This window comes from Marinobacter sp. NSM, from assembly GCF_052380025.1.
In the GTDB taxonomy this organism is placed as follows: domain Bacteria; phylum Pseudomonadota; class Gammaproteobacteria; order Pseudomonadales; family Oleiphilaceae; genus Marinobacter.
In genome coordinates this window covers 51,473-73,737 of sequence record NZ_JBQTCK010000006.1, presented here as the reverse complement: position 1 = coordinate 73,737, position 22,265 = coordinate 51,473, and the positions used below count along the sequence as shown (strand labels likewise).

General features: G+C 50.3%; 18 protein-coding genes and 2 pseudogenes. 17 read left to right on the top strand and 3 right to left on the bottom strand.

Features of this window, described 5'->3' with window-relative positions; genetic code table 11:
* Positions 1-4: 4 nt before the first annotated feature.
* The 3 genes from ACTZWX_RS13735 to ACTZWX_RS13725 are packed head-to-tail and all read left to right on the top strand — an operon-like array spanning position 5 to position 3,227.
* Positions 5-1,060 carry a nucleotidyltransferase family protein gene (locus ACTZWX_RS13735; RefSeq protein ID WP_444714409.1) on the top strand — a complete coding sequence of 352 codons (1,056 nt, stop codon included), beginning with the start codon at positions 5-7 and terminating at the stop codon, positions 1,058-1,060.
* Positions 1,053-1,757 (top strand): acylneuraminate cytidylyltransferase family protein, encoded by a 705-nt coding sequence (locus tag ACTZWX_RS13730; protein WP_444714408.1) that lies wholly within the window; start codon positions 1,053-1,055, stop codon positions 1,755-1,757. The genes ACTZWX_RS13735 and ACTZWX_RS13730 overlap by 8 nt, the downstream gene beginning before the upstream one ends.
* Positions 1,758-1,772: 15 nt before the next feature.
* Positions 1,773-3,227: a capsular polysaccharide export protein, LipB/KpsS family gene (locus ACTZWX_RS13725; RefSeq protein ID WP_444714407.1), complete on the top strand. Its 1,455-nt coding sequence runs from the start codon at positions 1,773-1,775 to the stop codon at positions 3,225-3,227.
* A 163-nt stretch (positions 3,228-3,390) separates the two neighbouring features.
* Here ACTZWX_RS13725 and ACTZWX_RS13720 read toward each other — a convergent pair whose 3' ends face one another.
* Positions 3,391-4,335 (bottom strand): IS5 family transposase, encoded by a 945-nt coding sequence (locus tag ACTZWX_RS13720; protein WP_444714406.1) that lies wholly within the window; start codon positions 4,333-4,335, stop codon positions 3,391-3,393.
* An 87-nt stretch (positions 4,336-4,422) separates the two neighbouring features.
* Between ACTZWX_RS13720 and ACTZWX_RS13715 the strand changes: the two genes are divergently transcribed.
* The 8 genes and pseudogenes from ACTZWX_RS13715 (at position 4,423) to ACTZWX_RS13680 (ending at position 13,711) form a co-directional block, all read left to right on the top strand.
* Positions 4,423-4,989, top strand: a complete 567-nt coding sequence (locus ACTZWX_RS13715) for an acyltransferase (protein WP_444714405.1) — start codon at positions 4,423-4,425, stop codon at positions 4,987-4,989.
* Between the two features lie 79 nt (positions 4,990-5,068).
* The gene (locus tag ACTZWX_RS13710) at positions 5,069-6,154 is read left to right on the top strand and encodes a glycosyltransferase (RefSeq protein WP_444714404.1); all 1,086 of its coding nucleotides are present in this window, start codon (positions 5,069-5,071) and stop codon (positions 6,152-6,154) included.
* Positions 6,155-6,303: 149 nt separating this feature from the next.
* Positions 6,304-7,605, top strand: coding sequence for an IS1380 family transposase (locus ACTZWX_RS13705; RefSeq protein WP_444714400.1), 1,302 nt, complete (start codon positions 6,304-6,306; stop codon positions 7,603-7,605).
* Positions 7,606-7,841: 236 nt separating this feature from the next.
* Positions 7,842-8,764, top strand: a pseudogene (locus ACTZWX_RS13700) (IS5 family transposase).
* Between the two features lie 70 nt (positions 8,765-8,834).
* Complete coding sequence (locus ACTZWX_RS13695; protein WP_444714403.1) at positions 8,835-10,028, top strand: glycosyltransferase; 1,194 nt, start codon at positions 8,835-8,837, stop codon at positions 10,026-10,028.
* Positions 10,029-10,079: 51 nt separating this feature from the next.
* Positions 10,080-11,165, top strand: a complete 1,086-nt coding sequence (locus ACTZWX_RS13690) for a glycosyltransferase (RefSeq protein WP_444714402.1) — start codon at positions 10,080-10,082, stop codon at positions 11,163-11,165.
* Positions 11,166-11,194: 29 nt separating this feature from the next.
* A complete protein-coding gene (locus tag ACTZWX_RS13685; protein ID WP_444714401.1) occupies positions 11,195-12,247 on the top strand; it encodes an EpsG family protein in 1,053 nt (350 codons plus the stop codon).
* 162 nt (positions 12,248-12,409) lie between these two features.
* The gene (locus ACTZWX_RS13680) at positions 12,410-13,711 is read left to right on the top strand and encodes an IS1380 family transposase (protein WP_444714400.1); all 1,302 of its coding nucleotides are present in this window, start codon (positions 12,410-12,412) and stop codon (positions 13,709-13,711) included.
* 379 nt (positions 13,712-14,090) lie between these two features.
* Here ACTZWX_RS13680 and ACTZWX_RS13675 read toward each other — a convergent pair.
* Positions 14,091-15,035 (bottom strand): annotated as a pseudogene (locus ACTZWX_RS13675) (IS5 family transposase).
* A 171-nt stretch (positions 15,036-15,206) separates the two neighbouring features.
* Here ACTZWX_RS13675 and ACTZWX_RS13670 point away from each other — a divergent pair.
* The 5 genes from ACTZWX_RS13670 (at position 15,207) to ACTZWX_RS13650 (ending at position 19,838) form a co-directional block, all read left to right on the top strand.
* Complete coding sequence (locus ACTZWX_RS13670) at positions 15,207-15,956, top strand: YdcF family protein (protein WP_444714399.1); 750 nt, start codon at positions 15,207-15,209, stop codon at positions 15,954-15,956.
* Positions 15,957-16,024: 68 nt separating this feature from the next.
* The gene (locus ACTZWX_RS13665) at positions 16,025-17,056 is read left to right on the top strand and encodes an NAD-dependent epimerase/dehydratase family protein (protein ID WP_444714398.1); all 1,032 of its coding nucleotides are present in this window, start codon (positions 16,025-16,027) and stop codon (positions 17,054-17,056) included.
* 101 nt (positions 17,057-17,157) lie between these two features.
* Positions 17,158-18,420 (top strand): Vi polysaccharide biosynthesis UDP-N-acetylglucosamine C-6 dehydrogenase TviB, encoded by a 1,263-nt coding sequence (gene tviB, locus ACTZWX_RS13660; protein ID WP_444714397.1) that lies wholly within the window; start codon positions 17,158-17,160, stop codon positions 18,418-18,420.
* Entirely contained in the window at positions 18,417-19,508 is a 1,092-nt protein-coding gene (locus ACTZWX_RS13655) for a glycosyltransferase family 4 protein (protein ID WP_444714396.1), read from the top strand. Before tviB ends, ACTZWX_RS13655 begins: the two co-directional genes overlap by 4 nt.
* Before the next feature lie 108 nt (positions 19,509-19,616).
* Positions 19,617-19,838 carry a type II toxin-antitoxin system RelB/DinJ family antitoxin gene (locus ACTZWX_RS13650; protein WP_444714395.1) on the top strand — a complete coding sequence of 74 codons (222 nt, stop codon included), beginning with the start codon at positions 19,617-19,619 and terminating at the stop codon, positions 19,836-19,838.
* A gap of 129 nt (positions 19,839-19,967) precedes the next feature.
* Here the strand turns inward: ACTZWX_RS13650 and ACTZWX_RS13645 are convergent, their stop codons facing one another.
* Positions 19,968-20,912, bottom strand: coding sequence for an IS5 family transposase (locus tag ACTZWX_RS13645; protein WP_444714394.1), 945 nt, complete (start codon positions 20,910-20,912; stop codon positions 19,968-19,970).
* Between the two features lie 283 nt (positions 20,913-21,195).
* On the opposite strand from ACTZWX_RS13645, the gene wecA reads away from it, so the two are divergent.
* Entirely contained in the window at positions 21,196-22,257 is a 1,062-nt protein-coding gene (gene wecA, locus ACTZWX_RS13640) for a UDP-N-acetylglucosamine--undecaprenyl-phosphate N-acetylglucosaminephosphotransferase (protein WP_444714393.1), read from the top strand.
* Positions 22,258-22,265: the final 8 nt, after the last annotated feature.

Genomic DNA, 22,265 nt, shown 5'->3' with positions numbered 1-22,265 from the left:
ATCCATGAAGCCCTGGCGCAAAGCCCTTGTAAACAGTGACGTTACCCTGGAACAGGCCATTGAAGTTCTGGACAGGGCAGCCCTGCGTATCGCATTGGTTGTGGATGCAAACGGCAAATTATTGGGAACCCTGACTGACGGTGACGTGCGTAGAGCGCTGCTTAAACACTTGCCGTTGGAAACGCCTGTTACTCAGGTGATGAATCCCCAGCCCAAGACGGCCGAGCAATCCTGGACGGAGAACCGCATTCTGGCGGTTATGGAGCAGCATGAGCTGCTGCAGCTTCCTCTTGTCGATAGCGAGGGGCAACTTGTCGGACTGGCCAACTTACATGACATCCTGAACAAGCACCGCCACGACAACCCCGTGTTCTTGATGGCGGGTGGGTTCGGCACGCGATTGAGGCCACTGACCAAAAACTGCCCGAAGCCAATGCTCAAAGTGGGGGATAAGCCGATCCTTGAGCAAATCCTGCTGAACTTTGTCGAGGCCGGTTTCCATCGCTTCTATATCTCAACCCACTACATGCCGGAAGTGATTCGTGATTACTTTGGCAACGGTGAGAAGTGGGGCGTGAGCATACAGTACGTTCACGAAGAAGAGCCTCTGGGCACCGGCGGCGCGCTGGGCTTGCTTCCGCACGATGAGATTGACCAACCGCTGTTTATGATGAATGGAGACCTGCTGACCTCTTTGAACCTGCACAGCTTCCTGGAATTCCACGAGACCCATAGCGGTGTGGCCACCATGTGTGTGCGGGAATACGAGCACCAAGTGCCCTATGGCGTGATTACCGGTGAGGGCACTCAGATTAATTCCATGGTTGAGAAGCCGGTTCACCGATTCTTTGTAAACGCGGGTATCTACCTGCTGGATCCGGCGCTGGTGAAAAGTGTGGAGCCTGGCACCCGGGTTGATATGCCAACGTTGCTGGAACGGCAGATTGACGGCGGTAAAGCCGTGAACATGTTCCCGATTCATGAGTATTGGCTGGATATCGGGCGGATGGATGATTTTCATAAGGCGCAAACGGAAGTGCAGGACCGATTGAATGGCTGATACAGGCGAAATTCTCGTTGTAATCCCCGCTCGGGGCGGGAGTAAGCGGCTCCCTCGCAAGAATGTACTGCCCCTCGGCGGGAAGCCCCTGATTTGCTGGACGATTGAAGCGGCGCTGGAAGCGAAGCTGAACGCGCGGATTATGGTGACCAGCGACGATGAGGAGATTCTGGCGATTGCCCGGCAATATGAAAGTCAGGGTGTGATTGCCTACAAGCGGCCGGGCGAGTTGGCTACCGATACTGCTTCTTCCGCTGATGTACTGATTGATGCGGTACAAGCGGAGCAGGGGGCAGGGCATGATCCGAAAACATTGGTTTTATTGCAGCCGACTTCGCCCCTTCGTAATGCTGATGATATTCGGGCTGCTTTGAGTATTTATCGTGAAGGTGGGTGTGAAGATACGGTTGTGACGGTTTGTGAGGTTGATCATCCGACAGCCTGGGTTGGGACGATAAGTGAGGGTGGACTGCTAGAGGGGATAGCGCCCTCTGGGAAGCGCTCTCAGGATTATCGGAAGGAGTATCGGTTGAATGGGGCGGTTTATGTTGCCTCCATCAGTACTTTGTTTAAAGCAAATGCGGTTTTGACGCCGCAAATTAGAGCGTCATTGATGCCTAAGTCTCGTTCCACTGATATTGATGATGTTAATGATTTTAAATATTCGGAATATTCGCTTAAACACTACAGCGACTAAAAATTAAGTGCTAATATGAAAGAAAATTCAGAAAGCCCGCAAAAACAATGTTCTCATTTCAAACCGACTAAAATTGGTGTTTTCCTACCTAGCGCCCTGACCGAGTCATTTGAAATCGTGTTGGCTAGAGTTGCCGATTTACATAAAGTCAACGAGAACGTAGAGATTATTCAGTGTGATGGTGAAGTAAAAGGCTGTGTTGCGAACCCATTCAACATAAAATCAACATGTAACCATTGTAAGAAGGTGCGGGACTCTGCGATAGAGCATTTGGGCCTTTCGTGCGAACGCATATCTGTTAATAATAAAAATTCTGAAAATTATAGCCTCGAAAATGGCTTTTCTGAGAAGCTTTTAAAAAATATTAAGGCCGGTGTGGACTCTACTGTACTAACTTTTTATCGAAGAAAAAAAATAAGCTTTAATAAATATGATATTAGAAGACTCTTGATTTCTCGGTTGGAACGCAATTTATTTGAATATTCAAAAACGATCTACGCTGAATCGCAGAGCGTATTAAGAAATAGAAAGATATCTAGGCTAGAGTTTTTTAATGGACGAATTGTTCCCAATTATGCATTGTTACAGTCAGCCGTAGATTTTGGGTTAGATTTTTCAATAATTGAAGTGGCAGGTATAACGCGGTCTATATTAACGGTAAAGAATAATAGCATACACGACTTGAATTATCGTCAAAGCGCGCTCAGAGAGTTTATTAGCTCAGGACTAAGCCAGGAAGACCAAGGAGTACGATTTTTTGAGTCGAGGCGCGCAGGGCAAAGAACCGACACCATATCGTTCGTCAATCATCAAAAGGAAGGCATGATTAAAGAAACAGAAAAGCCTATCCTTGCTGTATTCATGAGTAGCACTGATGAGTTTGAATTTTTAGGGGACCAGTGGTTCACAGAGGCTAGCAAAAATCCACATATTTTTATCAGAGCATTAAATGAACTTATAAAGGATGATTACAGAATCGTCGTTAGAATGCACCCTAACCAAGCTGGTGACTATACTGGAGCGGCTAAGTATTTAGAAAAGCAACTTAGAGAGGTTAGCCTAGTTGAAGTGATCGGCCCTAGGGACCAGCAGTCAACCTATGAACTGATTGATAAAGCTTCCGTAGTCCTAACTTTTGGATCTTCTGTTGGTATCGAGGCGACGTACGCGAAAAAGCCATCGATACTTGTAGGCAGAGCGGTGTGGGAATTTTTAGACATTGCTTATCACGTAGAAACTCCAGAAGAGGTCTCTGAGCTTCTAAAAAAATCTATCAAGGCTAAGCCTCAGGCGGATGCACTGCGTGTGGCATCGTATTATATGATTGGCGATGGAGTAGAGGGCACACTTACGTGGGATAAAGATAAACAGTTATTTTATGTGGATGGACACAGCTTTTTGAACAATAAGCGGTCCTCGATTGGTTATTATATCCCTCGATTTTTTGACAAATTGCTCAGACTCCCGTGAAATTTTATTTGTCGTAGTTTTAGGGAAGGTCTGAATAACCGCCAATTTTCACCGGCATCGGCATAAGCCGGCAAAAATCCGAGAATTCAGACACTATCCTCCCGTTGTTTGTATGTTTTTTGCCCGTTTTCCGCCATTTTGGCGGAAAACAGGCACACTGGCCCTACGCCAGCAGGTATTTTTCACCAATCAGAAGATTGCTAAACGCGGCTAGCAAATGCAGCCGATTGGTGTTTTTCGCCAGGCCGCGATAGCGAACCTTGTTGTAGCCGAACACCTGCTTGATGTACCGGAACGGATGTTCCACTTTTGAGCGGATGCTGGCTTTGATTTTCTCGGCTTTCAGCTTGTCGGCATCCAGGGATTTCCGTGCACCAGGGCGCTTGGCGATAAACCAAGAGACGTTTTCGCGGTGCTTGTGATCGGCCCGTTTTTGAATGCCGAGGTAACCGGCGTCACCGAAGACCCGCTGCTCCTCGCCGTGCAGCAGTTTGCCGGAGGGCACAATGTCATGGACATTGGCAGCGGTGGTGTCGATGTCATGGATGAGGCCCAGTGTGTCGTCAACGCCAATATGCATCTTCATGCCAAAGTGCCACTCGTTGCCCTTTCTGGTTTGGTGCATTTCTGGATCGCGCTTGCCGGTACTGTTCTTGGTCGAGCTGGGAGCAGAAATAATGGTCGCATCAACGATGCTGCCTTCACGCAGCATCAGGCCGTTTTTCTCAAGGTGCTTGTTCACTTCTTTGAACAGCACCTTGCCAAGGCCATGTTGTTCTAGGAAATGACGGAACTTCAAAATCGTGGTTTCATCCGGAAGACGGTCCAATTTCAGCCCGGCGAACTGGCGCATGGATTCGATCTCGTACAGGGCGTCTTCCATGGCGGGATCACTGAGGTTATAGAATAACTGCATACAGTGAACACGGAGCATGGCAGACAGCGGATACGGAGGCCGTCCGTTCTGACCCTTGGGATAATAGCGGGCCACCTTCTTCTCCAGCTGCTTCCACGGAATCAGCTTGTCCATCCGTTCCAGAAAGATCTCGCGGCGGGTTTTGCGCTTCTTGGTCTGGTACTCGGCTTCGGAGAAGGTGATCTGATCCATGGTGGCAACGATCCTATGCGGTTGACGATGGCCGTATTATCGCTGATTTCGGAGACTTATTCAGAGTCTCCTTAGGTTAGGCTTATTATGAAATTATTTATATTGAAGGTTAAACGAGCAATAAACATCATCCGCTTGGCGATTTCTAACCTGGTCTATTACAGGAGCGATTTTGCATCGTGCGGAGAAAGGGTTTTTCTCCATGATGGGGTGAAGATTTTTAATCCAGAATTTTTAACGATATATGATGACGTATATGTAGGGCCCGGAACGAAGATATTTTCGTATGGTTCAATAGAGATCCGACAGGGTGCTGTGATTGGTGAAGGTGTTCAAATAATGAGTTCAAGTCATGAGTACGATTCACCTGGGCAGGACGTTTTGCCCTTTAGTAGCAAAAATGTAAGCAAGAAGACAGTTCTTTCAGAGTTTTGTTGGATAGGAAATAATTCAATTATTTTGCCAGGGGTATCTGTCGGTAAGTATTGTGTCATCGGCGCGGGTTCAGTAGTTACAAAAAGCACTCAAGATTATGGAGTTTATGGTGGAAACCCTGCGCGTCTTTTGAAATTTAGAGAAAATAAAGACCTGTCAAGAGTTGATCGAACTTGGATTGGTGAAAAAAACAAAAATAGTATTTATTTTGTTAGATAAGTGTTTTTAAGAAGTAATGATTGCCTTCGTTAGTGTTTAATATAATTTGAGTTTAAATAAATACCTAAAGGGTAAAGCTGTGAAAATTGCCTTGATGTTTGATGGCCCTCAATTTGGTGGTATCGGAAAAGCAAACCTGGATCTTGCAAACGAATTTATCAAACAAGGTCATGAAGTGAACCTGGTGATGATCAGTTTAGATGGTCCCCGTAAGAATCAGATCCATGCTAGTGCAAAGTGTCATGTTATTGGGAAGCGGCGGGCATTCGGTATAATTTTTTCTGTATTGCGGTTCCTAATGACGGAAAAGCCGGATTTGATGATCGTCTCAAATATTATGCCAGGAATGTTGGTTCAGGTGGCTAGGATTTTAAGCCTTTCTCAGACAAAAATTGCAGTGGTAAATCATATTAATATTTTTCGCAATCTCGATGATCGAGCTTTCCCGTTAAGAAAAAAACTCATCCTTAAATATTTAGTGCCGTTTTTTTTTACCAAAAGTGTTGAAGTCATATCGCTAACAACTCAGGCACGCGATGGTATTTCAAATCTGCTTCGACGAGAAAAGGTTAATGTTCGGGTCATTTATAATCCGATTGTTGTTGCTGCTGATGAAATTGATGATTTCAATCAAGAGATAAGTTGGTGGCATGAAAGTGGTTTGAGGATTTTAGTTTTAGGCCGAATTGATCCTCTGAAAGATATTCCCACAGTTCTTCATGCGATTACATCAATAAAGGATTTAGACCCAAAGGTTTTGATTGCCGGAGAGGGGCCCTCAAGGCATGCCTTGGAAGAGTTATCAGCAAGATTGGGGATTAAGGGCCGTGTGAAATTCGTAGGCTTTGTTCCAAATCCAAGTTTATTTTTAGAGCATGCAGATATATTGGTTTCGGCTTCTTTGAGTGAGGCGTTACCTTTAAACTTGGCTGAGGCTCTCACCGCAGGTGTACAAGTTGTGGCAGCGGATTGTGATTTCGGCCCTCGAGAGATACTGGGCGATAGTCAATGGGGAGTGCTTGTTCCACTCCAGGACCCTGTTTCTACCGCTAATGGCATACGAAAATTACACAATAATCCAATTCCCATGGCGATGTTGAAACAGCGTGCAGCTGATTTTGACCCTGGGAAAATTGTGAAAGAATTTATCGAGCTCGTGAACTAATCAATTGCGTCCAATTTTTTATTTTGAACTGAATTTTGCGCTTCCAAGCTAGCCCGGATTTCTCATGACGGGATAAAAGAAAGCGGCTGAAAGTGCTATAGTTCCAGGGCCTTACACCATCACCATAGAACCAACAGCCGCTATTCAAAATGGTACCTGAAAAACTGACCTTCTCGCCACTCTCTCGCCGTCAAATTGAAGCCGACTTCTCCGGTGGCCACATCACCTCCGATGCCGGATTGCTCCTACTTCGCGAAGTCGACAAACAACACCAGCTCACTCAGCGCCTGGCTACGGTTCTGAACGATGCCCGTAATCCGGTACTGGTTCGCCACAAGCTTCAGACCATGATCCGGCAGCGGGTCTTTGGCGTGGCCGCCGGATACGAAGATCTGAACGATCACGAAACGCTACGCGCTGACCAGGCACTTCAGACCGCGACTGGCGAAGATGCCATTCTGGCGGGCAAATCGACCTCGTGCCGCATGGAACAGCGCGTGGACCGGCAGGCGGTGGTCAAAGCCCACGAACTGCTGTGGCATCACTTCATTGAACAGCACGAGACTCCACCCAAGGAAATTGTGCTGGACTTCGATGGCACTGACATTCCAGTGCATGGCGACCAGCCCGGCAAGTTCTTTAACGCCTACTACGATCACCATTGTTACTTCCCGCTGTACGTGTTCTGCGGTCGCCATCTGCTGGTGAGCTACCTGCGCACCAGCAACCGAAGCGACAGCCGCCACAGCTGGGCCATCTTGGCTCTGCTGGTGAGGTTCATCCGACAGTTCTGGCCGGATACCCGCATCGTGTTCCGGGGTGACAGCGGCTTTTATCGTCCTCGATTGTTGAGCTGGTGCGACCGGAATCAGGTGGATTATCTGGTCGGTATCAGTAAGAACAGCCGACTGCTCAAGGAGGTAGACGCGCCTTCAATGCTTGTTCGCAAGGCTCACAACGAACTGGGTGAAAAAGTCTCCGCCACCTACCGGTTCCAATACCAGGCCCGCACCTGGAAACACCCCCGCTGGGTGGTCGCCCGGCTGGAAGAAGGCGAACTGGGTGCCAACCCTAGGTTCATCATCAGTTCCCGTTACGACGACGGCGTTAAACTCTACTACGAGCAATACTGTGCCCGGGGTGACATGGAAAACCGGATCAAGGATCAGCAGTTGTGTCTGTTCGCAGATCGTACCTCCAGCACGCTGTGGTGGACCAATCAGTGGCGGTTGCTCCTGTCGGGCTTTGCCTACACGTTGTTCGAGCGATTACGGGCCCACCTGAAAAAGACGCCCTTCGAGAGAATGAGCGCCAGTAACCTGCGGCTGAAGCTGATCAAGGTTGGCGCGGTGATCATACGCAATACCCGTCGAATCCTGGTGCTGATGAGTGAGAGCTACCCTTACAAAGACGAACTCTCTGGCCTGGTGCGTCGACTGGTTCCGGGATAGAGGCCCGGGCTCCCCCGGCCCGACTCAATGGGGGAAAGGGGGCTGTGTGTCCGGACAAAAGGAATTGATCGATTATTAATCAATCACGGCCGCAAATGAGTGGTCATGGCGATAACCCGCACAGTCTGCGAGACTTGCTGGGGACCTATGAGAATTCCGGGCTAGGGAGACTCTGAATAAGTCCCAAAATCAGCGATAATACGGCCTTCGTCAACCGCATAGGATTCAGTGCCGCCATGGATCAGATCACCTTCTCCGAAGCCAAGTGCCAGACTAAGAGGCGTAAGACTCGCCGCGAGATCTTTTTGGACCGGATGGAGAAGCTGATTCCCTGGAAGCAGCTGGAGAAAAAGGTAGCCCGCCGCTATCCCAAAGGCCAGACTGGAAGGCCGCCTTATCCGCTGTCCACCATGCTCCGCGTTCACTGCATGCAGTTGTTCTATAACCTCAGCAACCCTGCCATGGAAGATGCTCTGTACGAGATTGAATCCATGCGTCAGTTTGCCGGACGAAACCACCATCCTCAAGTTCCGCCATTTCCTGGAGAGCCCTGGCCTTTGCAAGGTACTGTTCAAAGAAGTGAACAAGCACCTGGAGAAAAATGGCCTCATGCTTCGGGGGGGGCAGAATTGTTGACGCTACGATTATTTCTGCGCCAAGTTCCACCAAAATGGAAAGTGGCCAGCGCGATCCGGAAATGCACCAGACGAAGAAAGGGAATCAGTGGCACTTCGGTATGAAGATGCACATCGGCGTTGATGGCACCCTCGGACTGATTCACAGCATCGACACCACAGCGGCCAACATTCACGACATCGTGCCCGCCAGTAAGTTGTTGCACGGTGACGAGCAACGTGTGTTCGGTGATGCTGGTTATCTTGGCGTTCAGAAACGGGATGAACATAAGGATCGCAAAAACGTCTCCTGGTTCATTGCCAAACGGTCTGGCACCCGGAAGAAACTGGATGCCGACAAGCTGAAAGCCAAAGAAATCAAAGCTAGTGTGCGCGCCAAGGTGGAGCATCCATTCCGGTACATTAGACAGGTCTTCGGATACAGCAAGGTCCGCTATCGCGGTCTCGCTAAAAACACCACTCGACTGCACTTGTTGTCTGCGTTCAGCAACCTGCTGATCGGTGAAAAATACCTGCTGGCGTAGGGCCGGTGTGTCTGTTTTCCGCTAAAACGGCGGAAAACGGGTAAAAAACGAACAAACAGAGGAGGTAATCATGCCCAAATTGCGTTTGAACAGTTTTTTTTCAATCCGGAACGCAATCCACGAAAAATCGGGCGTTAATCAGACCCTCCCTAGTGTGTGTAACGAAATGTATGATCAAAGAGTTTTGAAGTTTAGCTATGTGCGCTTGGATGGAAAGGTGGCCGGTCGAGAATTGTTAGCCGAAAATAACTCCAAGATGATTAGAGAGATTTTTGGAGGTAGACTAATTGAGATTACTGCTCGCTCTGCCGGCGAGAAGGGTTTGGTCAAAAAATTAGTCCAATTGCTCGGCTGGCTAGATGGTTTAAATCCGGCTCTTGTACGTAAGTGCATTAATACTATCCGAGAAGAAAAATGTAACTTAGTTTACATTGAAGGATCAAATTACGGTCATTTGGCAAAGCTGATAAAGCGTAACTGTCCTTCATGTCGAGTCGTCTGTTTTTTTCACAATGTTGAATCTCGTTTTTTTTGGGGAGCGCTGTGTCAGAATCTAAGTATGAAAGCCCTTGGAGTATTGATTGCCAATTTTTTTGCAGAGCGCAAAGCTGTTAAATATAGTGACGAAGTTATATGCCTGACAGAAAGAGACAAAGAATTTCTTGGTCGCCTTTATGGGAAGGAGGGCGATCATGTTGTCCCGATTTCTGTTGTCAAGCCAGTTGAGGTTTCGGTGCAGCAGCCTGATTCGCTTCCGAGTTCGGGACAGCAATTTGGATTATTTGTTGGGGGAGCTTTTTATGCAAACGTTGAGGCAGTTCGTTGGCTGGCTAAGAATAATTTGGCAAGAAGCTCTTGTCCGATATATGTGGTGGGTAGAGGGTTTGAGAAATATATTGAAGAATTTTCTCGTCATGAAAATCTCATAATTGTCGGAGAGGTAGAATCGCTGGAGGATTGGTACTATCGGTCCAGTTTTGCTATTGCCCCGATATTTGATGGCTCAGGAATGAAAACTAAGGTAGCTGAGTCTTTGATGTACGGGCGTCCCATTATAGCTACATCTGAAGCTTTTGTAGGATATGAGGGCGTTAAAGAAAGTGCAGGTTTTGTTTGTAATAATCCAGAAGAATTTGAAAGTGCAATTTCTATGATTCTAGATAGATCAAGAGTTTTCGATAGTGATGAGCTCAGGGTTATTTATAATTCTAATTTTTCTTATGATGCTTCTTTGAAGAAAATGGAAAGAATACTCGTTTCTTGACTTCGCTTTAATGGTCCAAGAAGTTTTGCACCGTTAATTAGGGTTTTTTTGATGAAAATAGCATTTGTGATAACCGCATTAGGCGTCGGTGGTGCGGAAAAGGTAGTTTGTAGCCTGGCGGATGAATTGTCAAATCGTGGTCATGACGTATTAATTATATATTTGAAAGAGCCAGTTCTTACCCTTCCAAAAAGTAAAATGATTATGTTGAAGGGATTAGGTTTAAATTCAATTTTTCGATTGCCGATTGTTTATTTTAAGTTGAGGGCGGAGATCAAGAAATTTCGTCCTGATGTGGTTCACAGTCATTTAGATCACGCGAATTTTCTCGCGCGCCTGGTTCGGCTATCTATTGGCATTCCACGATTGATTACAACGGCGCATAATACAAAAGTTAGTAGTGCATTTAGGGCTCTTTTATACCGCTTAACAAATCATATTTCTGATTGCTTTACAAATGTTAGTGAGGAAGCTGTTGCTTCCTACGTTAGTCATAAAGTAGCTGATTCAAGGCAGTTGATAGCTGTTCATAATGGTATTAATTGTGAGGATTCTAAGTATATTGATTCAGCTAGAGTCAATGTGTTGAACGAGTTTGGTTTTTCAGAAGAAACGAGGTTGATCTGTGCTGTTGGAAGTTTCTGTGATCAAAAGGACTATCCGAACCTTTTAACTGCAATTGCTTGTTTGATAACGAGCATGGACCGAGTCAAGGTTGTCATTGCTGGAGATGGTCCTCTTCGGAATGATATGGAAAAAATGGCTAACCAATTGGGCTTGGATGATACTGTCTTTTTTTTAGGAATTCGACGTGACGTTAATATGCTGTTGTCTGCGTCCGATATCTTTGTTTTGTCGTCAGCATGGGAGGGCTTTCCGATGGTGGTGGGTGAGGCGATGGCTTGTCAGACTTTCGTGGTCGCTACCGATTGTGGAGGGGTTCAAGAGTTTGTAGGTGACACGGGAAGGCTGGTTCCAGCTAAAAACCCTACAGAGTTGGCCTCAGCCCTCAAGGAATCGCTATTACTCCCGATGGATACTAGACGGCGGATTGGGGTTGAGGCGCGTCGAAGAGTTCAGGATAACTTCTCCATTGAGTCTGCTGCTAGTAGATGGTTGGAGCTATACGGAAGATAACCTTTCGTATGATTTTTTGGGTTCGTTAAATGGTATTTTATTGGATTTTTTTCTTGATCCCGTTGTTTGTGGTCTTGTCTGGACGACGACTTAATTTAGAAAGCCAGCGTTCCGCTTGGATAGTTGTCTGGTTTTTTTTAACCTTAATTATTGGTCTCCGTCATCAGGTCGGCGGCGACTGGTATAATTATGTTCGGCACTTTCAAGTATATGGTACCAAGTCTTTTTTTGAGATTCTTTCTGGTAGTGATATTCTTTATTATTTGATTAATTGGTTAGTGGCAAAAATAGAGGGGTCTGTACACTTAATAAATTTGCTCTGTGCAGGAATTTTTTCCGCAGGCTTGGTTAGGTTTTGTAAATATCAGCCACTTCCCTGGTTGGCACTTTTAGTGGCAATTCCGTATCTCGTGATTGTTGTGGCTATGGGTTATACTCGGCAATCCGTAGCTCTGGGGTTCCTGTTGATTGGGTTGGTATCACTCAAGGAGGCGAAAGTAAGAGCGTTTGTTGTTTGGGTATTGCTCGGAGCTGCATTTCACAAGTCCGCAGTTTTGATGCTTCCGATAGCGGCTCTTGCATCTACAAATAATCGTTTATGGAGCTTTTTTTGGATCGCAGTGATAACCATAATCGGTGGTTTTTTCTTCTTGTTTGATTCTGTGGAAAAGCTATGGGAAAACTATGTTGAGTCCGGCTATCACTCAGAAGGGGGACTAATACGCGTGCTTATGAATGCCGTTCCAGCCTTAATTCTTTTTGCGTTTGGTCGGCATATGATATTAGCAGAAAGTGAGTGGAAACTTTGGCGCTGGATTGCAATTTTTGCATTGGTTTGTATACCTTTGGTTTTAATATCTTCGACAGCTACAGATAGAGTCGCTTTGTATCTTATACCATTGCAAATTTTTGTGTTTTCCAGGCTTCCGTTTGTTGTTGCCGATCCAAGGCAACGAGGTTTAATTGTTATTTCAGTGGTTGGATATTACGCACTTGTACAGGCTGTATGGCTTTTGTTTGCTAGTAACGCTTATGCGTGGCTGCCCTATCGATCAGTATTATTTTCTCTGAGTGGGGATTAGAGTATTATCGAAAGGCTTTCAAGTCGGCTTTTTTTCGATTTAAAGTGTGCGCTTTTCGATGTTAGCCCGGATTTTTCATGACGGGATAAAAGAAAGCGGCTGAAAGTGCTATAGTTCCAGGGCCTTACACCATCACCATAGAACCAACAGCCGCTATTCAAAATGGTACCTGAAAAACTGACCTTCTCGCCACTCTCTCGCCGTCAAATTGAAGCCGACTTCTCCGGTGGCCACATCACCTCCGATGCCGGATTGCTCCTACTTCGCGAAGTCGACAAACAACACCAGCTCACTCAGCGCCTGGCTACGGTTCTGAACGATGCCCGTAATCCGGTACTGGTTCGCCACAAGCTTCAGACCATGATCCGGCAGCGGGTCTTTGGCGTGGCCGCCGGATACGAAGATCTGAACGATCACGAAACGCTACGCGCTGACCAGGCACTTCAGACCGCGACTGGCGAAGATGCCATTCTGGCGGGCAAATCGACCTCGTGCCGCATGGAACAGCGCGTGGACCGGCAGGCGGTGGTCAAAGCCCACGAACTGCTGTGGCATCACTTCATTGAACAGCACGAGACTCCACCCAAGGAAATTGTGCTGGACTTCGATGGCACTGACATTCCAGTGCATGGCGACCAGCCCGGCAAGTTCTTTAACGCCTACTACGATCACCATTGTTACTTCCCGCTGTACGTGTTCTGCGGTCGCCATCTGCTGGTGAGCTACCTGCGCACCAGCAACCGAAGCGACAGCCGCCACAGCTGGGCCATCTTGGCTCTGCTGGTGAGGTTCATCCGACAGTTCTGGCCGGATACCCGCATCGTGTTCCGGGGTGACAGCGGCTTTTATCGTCCTCGATTGTTGAGCTGGTGCGACCGGAATCAGGTGGATTATCTGGTCGGTATCAGTAAGAACAGCCGACTGCTCAAGGAGGTAGACGCGCCTTCAATGCTTGTTCGCAAGGCTCACAACGAACTGGGTGAAAAAGTCTCCGCCACCTACCGGTTCCAATACCAGGCCCGCACCTGGAAACACCCCCGCTGGGTGGTCGCCCGGCTGGAAGAAGGCGAACTGGGTGCCAACCCTAGGTTCATCATCAGTTCCCGTTACGACGACGGCGTTAAACTCTACTACGAGCAATACTGTGCCCGGGGTGACATGGAAAACCGGATCAAGGATCAGCAGTTGTGTCTGTTCGCAGATCGTACCTCCAGCACGCTGTGGTGGACCAATCAGTGGCGGTTGCTCCTGTCGGGCTTTGCCTACACGTTGTTCGAGCGATTACGGGCCCACCTGAAAAAGACGCCCTTCGAGAGAATGAGCGCCAGTAACCTGCGGCTGAAGCTGATCAAGGTTGGCGCGGTGATCATACGCAATACCCGTCGAATCCTGGTGCTGATGAGTGAGAGCTACCCTTACAAAGACGAACTCTCTGGCCTGGTGCGTCGACTGGTTCCGGGATAGAGGCCCGGGCTCCCCCGGCCCGACTCAATGGGGGAAAGGGGGCTGTGTGTCCGGACAAAAGGAATTGATCGATTATTAATCAATCACGGCCGCAAATGAGTGGTCATGGCGATAACCCGCACAGTCTGCGAGACTTGCTGGGGACCTATGAGAATTCCGGGTTAGGTGTGTCTGACCAAGTTTTTGGGTGGTTGGGCTTTATACGTTTATAGTGTCTTGTGGCTTTTTATATTTCTAAGGAAGGTCTGAATAACCGACAATTTTCACCACCATCGGTATGAGCCGGCAAAAATCCGAGAATTCAGACGCTCTTCCTCCCGTTATTTGTATGTTTTTTGCCCGTTTACCGCCGGTTTGGCGGAAAACAGGCACACTGGCCCTACGCCAGCAGGTATTTTTCACCAATCAGAAGATTGCTAAACGCGGCTAGCAAATGCAGCCGATTGGTGTTTTTCGCCAGGCCGCGATAGCGAACCTTGTTGTAGCCGAACACCTGCTTGATGTACCGGAACGGATGTTCCACTTTTGAGCGGATGCTGGCTTTGATTTTCTCGGCTTTCAGCTTGTCGGCATCCAGGGATTTCCGTGCACCAGGGCGCTTGGCGATAAACCAAGAGACGTTTTCGCGGTGCTTGTGATCGGCCCGTTTTTGAATGCCGAGGTAACCGGCATCACCAAAGACTCGACGCTCTTCGCCATGCAGTAATTTGTCGGAGGGCACAATGTCATGAACGTTGGCTGCGATGGTATCGATGCTGTGGATCAGGCCCAGCGTGTCGTCGACACCAATGTGCATCTTCATTCCAAAGTGCCATTCATTGCCCTTTCTGGTCTAGTGCAACTCTGGGTCGCGCTTGCCAGAGCTATTCTTCGCGGAGGTCGGAGCAGAGATTATGGAGGCATTAACAATGCTGCCTTCACGAAGCATAAGACCATTTTTCTCCAGGTGCTTGTTCACTTCTTTGAACAGCACCTTGCCAAGGCCGTGCTGCTCCAGAAAATGGCGGAACTTTAAAATCGTGGTTTCATCCGGCAGACGGTCCAGCTTTAGACCAGCAAACTGGCGCATGGATTCGGTCTCGTACAGGGCGTCTTCCATGGCAGGATCACTGAGGTTGTAGAACAACTGCATGCAGTGAACGCGCAGCATGGCAGATAAAGGATAGGGAGGCCGTCCGTTCTGGCCCTTGGGGTAATAACGGGCTAACTTTTTTTCCAACTGCTTCCACGGAATCAGCTTGTCCATCCGTTCCAGAAAGATCTCGCGGCGGGTTTTGCGCTTCTTGGTCTGGTACTCGGCTTCGGAGAAGGTGATCTGATCCATGGTGGCAACGATCCTATGCGGTTGACGATGGCCGTATTATCGCTGATTTTGGAGACTTATTCAGAGTCTCCCTAATTGATCTCTCCTATATGTAGTTTCGAATATGGTTTCCGTATTATTTTTCGATGAACACAACATTTGATAGATAATGTTTGTCCTGATGAAAACACTATGTTCGTATTTGCCAAATTAGCCATGGCCGTGACCTCACCGCTTGGCGCTTCGTTACTCGGCGGGTTGCTGGCGTTACTTCTTAGCATTGTTGATCGCAGGCGATTGGCCTTCTGGTTCGGTGTGTTGGCATTGCTTTGGTTGTGGTTCTGGTCTTTACCTGCAGCCAGCAACTGGCTGCGTGGCTATTTGGAGGATCAACATCCACTGATGATGGTTCAAGCCGTGCCCCAGGCAGAAGCCATTGTGGTGTTGGGTGGTGGAGTAGCGCCTGCGGGCCATGGTGAGCCGTATTCGAACCTGGAATCCGGTACGGATCGGGTTTGGCATGCGGCCCGGTTGTTCCATGCCTCGAAAGCACCGCGGGTGCGGCTGACCGGTGGCAATGATCCTGACCATGGTGCGACCTCGGAGGCGGAGGCCATGCGGCAGTTTATGATTGAGCGCGGCGTTTCCGATCGGTCCATTGTTCTGGAGCAGCGTAGCCGGAATACCAGCCAGAATGCGGCGTACTCGGCGGAGATACTGGCAGGGGCGGGCGATAACCGGATTCTGCTGGTCACTTCTGCTTATCACCCGCCAAGGGCGAAGGGATTGTTCGAGGCCCAGGGCCTGGAGGTTATTCCGGTCGCAACTGATCACGAGGTGCTGTCTCGGCCCCTGTGGCGAAACCTGCTTCCTGAGACTTCTGCGCTGGATGGTAGCAGTCGGGCGATCAGGGAAATTGTCGGCCGGCTGGTGGGGCGCTAAAAATCCATTCTTTATTTCTCGTGTTTTTTCGTGGCTTTAGTGGCCAATAAATTTTTAAAGGTTCTTTGATGCTCTCTGCTGATAATCTCCGCTACCCGCAACTTCTCGACCAACTCCCCAGACAACCCAAAACCTGGCTAATCACCGGAGTAGCAGGTTTTATAGGCTCCAACCTCCTCGAACACCTGCTGAAACTCAACCAGCGCGTAATAGGCCTGGACAACTTTGCCACAGGCCACCAGCGCAATCTGGATGAGGTGCAGTCTCTGGTCACCCCGGAACAATGGGCGCGGTTTGCCTTCATTGAAGGCGATATCCGCAACCTGGAGGACTGTGCCCGGGTCTGTGAGGGCGTTGATTACGTGCTGCACCAGGCCGCTCTGGGCTCCGTACCCCGTTCCCTGAACGACCCCATCACCACCAACGCGGCCAACATCACCGGTTTTCTGAACATGCTGGTGGCCGCGCGGGATGCGGGGGTGAAGAGCTTCACCTATGCCGCGCCCAGCTCTACCTATGGCGATCACCCGGCGTTGCCCAAGGTGGAAGAGAACATCGGTAAGCCGCTGTCGCCCTATGCGGTCACCAAGTATGTGAATGAGCTGTACGCTGATGTGTTTGCCCGTAGTTATGGCTTTAACACCATCGGTTTGCGCTATTTCAATGTGTTCGGCAATCGGCAAGACCCGAACGCGGCCTATGCGGCGGTGATTCCGAAATGGACCGCAGCCATGGTGCGTGGAGAGGATGTGTTCATTAACGGCGATGGCGACACCAGCCGGGATTTCTGCTTTATCGAGAACGCGGTGCAGGCCAATTTACTGGCGGCCACGGCGGAGGATTCGGCCAAGAATGAGGTATACAACGTGGCGGTGGGTGATCGCAGCACGTTGAATGACTTGTTCGCGGCGCTGAAGAGTGCGATGGCGGAGAATGGTGTGGTGTATGAGAAAGCGCCGGTGTATCGGGATTTCCGGCCGGGGGATGTTCGGCATTCCCAGGCGGATATTGGTAAGGCGGCCAGTAAGCTGGGGTATGCGCCGGAGTTTAGGATTCGGGAGGGGATTGCTAAGGCTATGCCCTGGTATTTTGGGAACTGAGTGGTTTCGCCTGTTTGGTGAATGGCGCTGGCTTGTGTAGGGAGTCTGACCCGTGGGGTCAGACCTCTTTGTAGACTGCTGGATTTGTTACGGATTAACTTATGAAGAAGATTGCTGTTATCGGCCTGGGTTATGTTGGGCTTCCCCTCGCCGTGGCGTTCGGTGAAAAGCGCCCGGTGGTGGGTTTTGATATCAACGCCAAGCGCATTGCGGAGCTGAAGCAGGGTGAGGACTTCACCCGGGAAGTGTCTGCGCAGGAGCTGGCGGGGGCTGGTGGGTTGTCGTTTACTGATAGCCTGGATGACATCGCAGACTGCACGGTGTTCATCGTTACCGTGCCCACGCCCATTGATGACTTCAAAACGCCGGATCTCACGCCGCTGGTGAAGGCCAGTGAGAGCGTGGGCAAGGTGCTGAAATCAGGCGATATCGTGATTTACGAATCCACCGTGTACCCGGGCGCCACGGAAGAGGTGTGTGTGCCGATGCTGGAGCGGGTGTCTGGCCTTAAGTTTAACGAGGATTTCTACGCCGGTTACAGCCCGGAGCGGATTAACCCGGGGGATAAGGAGCACCGGGTAACCACCATTATAAAGGTCACCTCCGGCTCTACCCCGGCCATTGCCGAGGAAGTGGATGCCTTGTACGCGGATATCATCACCGCCGGTACCCACAGGGCCAGTTCCATCAAAGTGGCGGAAGCGGCCAAGGTGATCGAAAACACCCAGCGGGATCTCAACATTGCGCTGATGAACGAGTTGGCGATGATCTTCGCCAAGCTGGGCATTGATACCCACGAAGTGCTGGCCGCCGCCGGTACCAAGTGGAACTTCCTGCCGTTCAAGCCCGGCCTGGTGGGCGGCCACTGCATTGGGGTAGACCCGTACTACCTCACCCACAAAGCCCAGGCCATTGGCTACCACCCGGAAATCATCCTGGCCGGCCGCCGCACCAATGACGGCATGGGGCCCTATGTGGCGTCGGAACTGGTAAAAGCCATGATCAAAGCCGGCCACACCATCGCCAACGCCAAAGTGCTGGTGATGGGCTTCACCTTCAAAGAAAACTGCCCGGACTTGCGCAACACCCGGGTGATTGACGTGGTGAAAGAACTGCAGGACTTCGGCTGCCAGGTGCACGTAACCGACTGCTGGGCCGACAGCGCTGAGGCGGAGCATGAATACGGCATCAGCCTGACCGAGCAGCCCGGGCAAGGCGAGTACGACGGTGTGATTGTCGCCGTGCCCCACAACGAATATGCCGCCATGAGTGCGGGGGATTTGCGGGGCTATCTGAAGGTCGGTGGGGTGTGGTTTGATCTGAAGGGGATTTTGCCTTTGGGTGAGGCGGATTTGCGGCTTTGATTTTTCTTACCTCTAATACTTCCTGGTATTTGTACAACTTCCGCCGCAGCACCATTCAGGCGTTGCGTGAGCAGGGCAATCGGGTGATTTGCCTGTCTCCAGCGGATGATTTCAGCCAGCGGCTGGTGGATGAGCTGGGGGCGGAGCATATCGCCTTGCCGCTGGATGGCAAGAGCACGGGCGCGGTGCAGGAGTTGCGCAGCCTGCGCTTTATCTGGAAGACGATGCGCCGGTACCGGCCGGATTTTGTGTTCAACTTTACCGTAAAGATGAACATTTATTGCGGCCTGGTGTGTGCGCTGCAGAAGATTCCGTTCGCCAACAACATTTCCGGCCTGGGTACAGCGTTTATTCACGATTCCTGGCTGTTCCGGCGGGTGCGGCAGGTGTATGGGCTGGTGAACCGCCGGGCCCGGCACCTGTTCTTCCAGAATGAGGAAGATTTGTCCGTTTTTCGGGATAAGGGGTTGCTGGGCGATACGCCGTATACCCTGCTGCCCGGCTCCGGTGTGAATTTGCAGCGGTTTCAGGCTTCGCCCTTGCCGGAGGGCGGGCCGTTCACCTTTATTATGATTGCCCGTTTGCTGGGAGATAAGGGCGTTCGGGAATATGCCGAAGCCTGCCGGCAGTTGAAAGCCGAGGGGCTGTATGTGCGCTGTTTGTTGGTGGGGCCGCTGGGGGTGAGTAACCGCACGGCGATTTCGGAACAGGAGGTTCGCCAGTGGCAGGCTGAGGGTATTGTGGACTACCCGGGTGCCACAGACGACGTTCGCCCACTGATTGAACAGGCCCATGTGCTGGTGTTGCCCTCGTACCGAGAAGGCATGCCCCGCACCGTTCTGGAAGCCGCCGCCATGGGCCGCCCGGCGATTGTCACGGACGTGCCCGGCTGCCGCCATGCCATAGAGCCGGAGGTAACCGGGTGGCTGTGCGAGGTGCGCAGTGGTGAGTCCCTGGCGGGGCAGATGCGGCGGGTGATGGCGATGGGGGCTGCTGAACTGCAGCAGGCGGGGGATGCCGCGCGGGGGCGGATGGAGCGGGAGTTTAGTGAGGATTTGGTGGTTGGGGCTTATTTGGGGTGTTTGTGATTTTTTTTGCCACGAAATCCACGAAAGGACACTAAAGAGTTAAAGGATAAGGGGTGGTTAGTACATTTATTCGCCAGTTGCGTTACATTGTCTGACAACGTAAGACAAATGGAGCGCATCACGAAAACCGAGATGCTCAGCACCCGTATAGACCACGACACTAAAGTTGCGTTCTCGCATATTTGTGACGAGGGTGGCCTTAGCCCGTCACAGGCCATCAAATTGTTTGCCCGGGCAGTTATTAATTACAGCGGCATCCCTTTTGAGGTCAGGGCGCCTCAGCCGAACGAAACAAGCATTGCTGCCATGCTGGAACTAGGGAAGGTCTGAATAACCTCCAATTTTCACTGGCATCGGCATAAGCCGGCAAAAAACCGAGAATTCAGACACTATACTCCCGTCGATTGCATGTTTTTTGCCCGCTTCCCGCCATTTTGGCGGAAAACAGGCACACTGGCCCTACGCCAGCAGGTATTTTTCACCAATCAGCAGGTTACTGAACGCGGCCAACAAGTGCAGCCGGTTGCTGTTTTTCGCCAGGCCGCGGTAGCGAACCTTGTTGTAGCCGAACACCTGTTTGATGTAGCGGAACGGATGTTCCACTTTTGATCGAATGCTGGCTTTGATTTTCTCGGCTTTCAGCTTGGCAGCATCAAGGGTTTTCCGTGAACCCGGGCGTTTGGCGATGAACCAAGACACATTTTTACGGTGCTTGTGCTCCCCTCGCTTTTGTATGCCGAGGTAGCCGGCATCACCAAAGACTCGACGCTCTTCGCCATGCAGTAATTTGTCGGAGGGCACAATGTCATGAACGTTGGCTGCGATGGTATCGATGCTGTGGATCAGGCCCAGCGTGTCGTCGACACCAATGTGCATCTTCATTCCAAAGTGCCATTCGTTGCCCTTTCTGGTCTGGTGCATCTCGGGATCACGCTTGCCAGTTTGGTTCTTGGTAGAACTGGGAGCAGAGATAATCGTGGCATCAACGATGCTGCCTTCACGCAGCATCAGGCCGTTTTTCTCCAAGTGCTTGTTCACTTCTTTGAACAGCACCTTGCCAAGGCCATGTTGCTCCAGGAAATGACGGAACTTGAGAATCGTGGTTTCGTCCGGCAGACGTTCCAGCTTCAGCCCGGCGAACTGGCGCATGGATTCGATCTCGTACAGGGCGTCTTCCATAGCAGGATCACTGAGGTTGTAGAACAACTGCATGCAGTGAACGCGCAGCATGGCAGATAAAGGATAGGGAGGCCGTCCGTTCTGGCCCTTGGGGTAATAACGGGCTAACTTTTTTTCCAACTGCTTCCACGGAATCAGCTTGTCCATCCGTTCCAGAAAGATCTCGCGGCGGGTTTTGCGCTTCTTGGTCTGGTACTCGGCTTCGGAGAAGGTGATCTGATCCATGGTGGCAACGATCCTATGCGGTTGACGATGGCCGTATTATCGCTGATTTTGGAGACTTATTCAGAGTCTCCTTAGTTATGTTGTCCGCTATGACAGCGGATTCGCCCATTTGGATAATTGCAGTTCGACTGTCATTCTGTTGGTATAGTGTTGGATAAGTTACAAAATCTGTGCTCATTTTTCGAAGTGTAGGTCAACAAATTGGTGTACAGTATGATTTGTCCTTTTGACACTTGAGACCACAGAATCTACGATAACCTTGACGTTTTTATCAGGACTTCACATGGAAGCGGCTAGCTCCGCCGGCCTCTTGGCGGCTATTTTTGCACTCTTCTCTATGATCGCCCTGCGCCCGGTTGCGCTGAGGGTGAATCTTCTTGATCAGCCAGACCATCGAAAACTGCACACTGGCGCTGTACCGCTGATTGGCGGTTTGAGTGCGTTTGTGGGCTTTGGTGCTGCCTGGCTGATTTGGATGCCAGTGGCGAGTGCCCACAGCCTTTTTTTGTTATGCGCCGCCTTGCTGGTGCTGGTGGGTGCAGTGGATGATGCCCGTGATTTGCCGGCCAAGTTTCGGCTGGCTGTGCAGGTGGTGTTGGGTGCTGCGCTCACCTTCGGTTCTGGCATTTCGTTGACCACGTTCGGAGACTTGTTCGGCTTTGGCGAGATTCCCCTTGGTTATCTGGGGCCCTGGGTAACCATCGCGGCGGTGATTGGCGCTACCAACGCATTCAATATGGTAGATGGCATCGACGGCCTGGCTGGTAGCTTGTCGATGGTGGCGTTGGTGTCGCTGGCATTTGTATTTATGGCAGACGCCCGTTTTAATGCAGAACTTGTGCTGGCCATCGCGATAGCGTGTGCGTTAGTACCCTATATGATGGCGAATCTGCGAATTCCGCCGTTCCGTTACCGGATTTTTATGGGTGATGCGGGCTCCATGTTTATCGGGTTTGCGGTGGTTTGGCTGCTGGTGAACGCCACCCAGTCAGGGGAGATGGCCATGCGGCCCGTAACGGCGCTGTGGATTATCGCCATTCCGTTGATGGACATGGTAGCGATTATGGTGCGCCGCGCCCGCAAAGGGCAGTCGCTAATGAAGCCAGACAGAGACCACCTGCACCATATTTTCATGCGCGCCGGTTTTTCAGATCGCGAAGCGTTGCTGATGATCACCATTGTTGCCCTGATATTCGCCGGCATTGGCTTGGCAGGCGAACTTTTTGATGTGCCAGAATGGTTGATGTTCACCGCCTTTGTGGGGCTATTCGCGCTTTACGATTGGTCTTTGAGCCATGTTTGGCGGTTGTTGGTTTTGGTTCGGAGTAGGGTTGGGCTGCAGTAATTTTTACC

Coding starts and splice junctions, on each gene's coding strand:
- ACTZWX_RS13665 (WP_444714398.1), top strand. CDS start 16,025: ATGCTCTCTGCTGATAATCTCCGCTACCCGCAACTTCTCGACCAACTC.
- ACTZWX_RS13715 (WP_444714405.1), top strand. CDS start 4,423: ATGAAATTATTTATATTGAAGGTTAAACGAGCAATAAACATCATCCGC.
- tviB (WP_444714397.1), top strand. CDS start 17,158: ATGAAGAAGATTGCTGTTATCGGCCTGGGTTATGTTGGGCTTCCCCTC.
- ACTZWX_RS13695 (WP_444714403.1), top strand. CDS start 8,835: ATGCCCAAATTGCGTTTGAACAGTTTTTTTTCAATCCGGAACGCAATC.
- ACTZWX_RS13720 (WP_444714406.1), bottom strand. CDS start 4,335: ATGGATCAGATCACCTTCTCCGAAGCCGAGTACCAGACCAAGAAGCGC.
- ACTZWX_RS13735 (WP_444714409.1), top strand. CDS start 5: ATGAAGCCCTGGCGCAAAGCCCTTGTAAACAGTGACGTTACCCTGGAA.
- ACTZWX_RS13650 (WP_444714395.1), top strand. CDS start 19,617: ATGGAGCGCATCACGAAAACCGAGATGCTCAGCACCCGTATAGACCAC.
- ACTZWX_RS13685 (WP_444714401.1), top strand. CDS start 11,195: ATGGTATTTTATTGGATTTTTTTCTTGATCCCGTTGTTTGTGGTCTTG.
- wecA (WP_444714393.1), top strand. CDS start 21,196: ATGGAAGCGGCTAGCTCCGCCGGCCTCTTGGCGGCTATTTTTGCACTC.
- ACTZWX_RS13680 (WP_444714400.1), top strand. CDS start 12,410: ATGGTACCTGAAAAACTGACCTTCTCGCCACTCTCTCGCCGTCAAATT.
- ACTZWX_RS13670 (WP_444714399.1), top strand. CDS start 15,207: ATGTTCGTATTTGCCAAATTAGCCATGGCCGTGACCTCACCGCTTGGC.
- ACTZWX_RS13690 (WP_444714402.1), top strand. CDS start 10,080: ATGAAAATAGCATTTGTGATAACCGCATTAGGCGTCGGTGGTGCGGAA.
- ACTZWX_RS13705 (WP_444714400.1), top strand. CDS start 6,304: ATGGTACCTGAAAAACTGACCTTCTCGCCACTCTCTCGCCGTCAAATT.
- ACTZWX_RS13725 (WP_444714407.1), top strand. CDS start 1,773: ATGAAAGAAAATTCAGAAAGCCCGCAAAAACAATGTTCTCATTTCAAA.
- ACTZWX_RS13645 (WP_444714394.1), bottom strand. CDS start 20,912: ATGGATCAGATCACCTTCTCCGAAGCCGAGTACCAGACCAAGAAGCGC.
- ACTZWX_RS13730 (WP_444714408.1), top strand. CDS start 1,053: ATGGCTGATACAGGCGAAATTCTCGTTGTAATCCCCGCTCGGGGCGGG.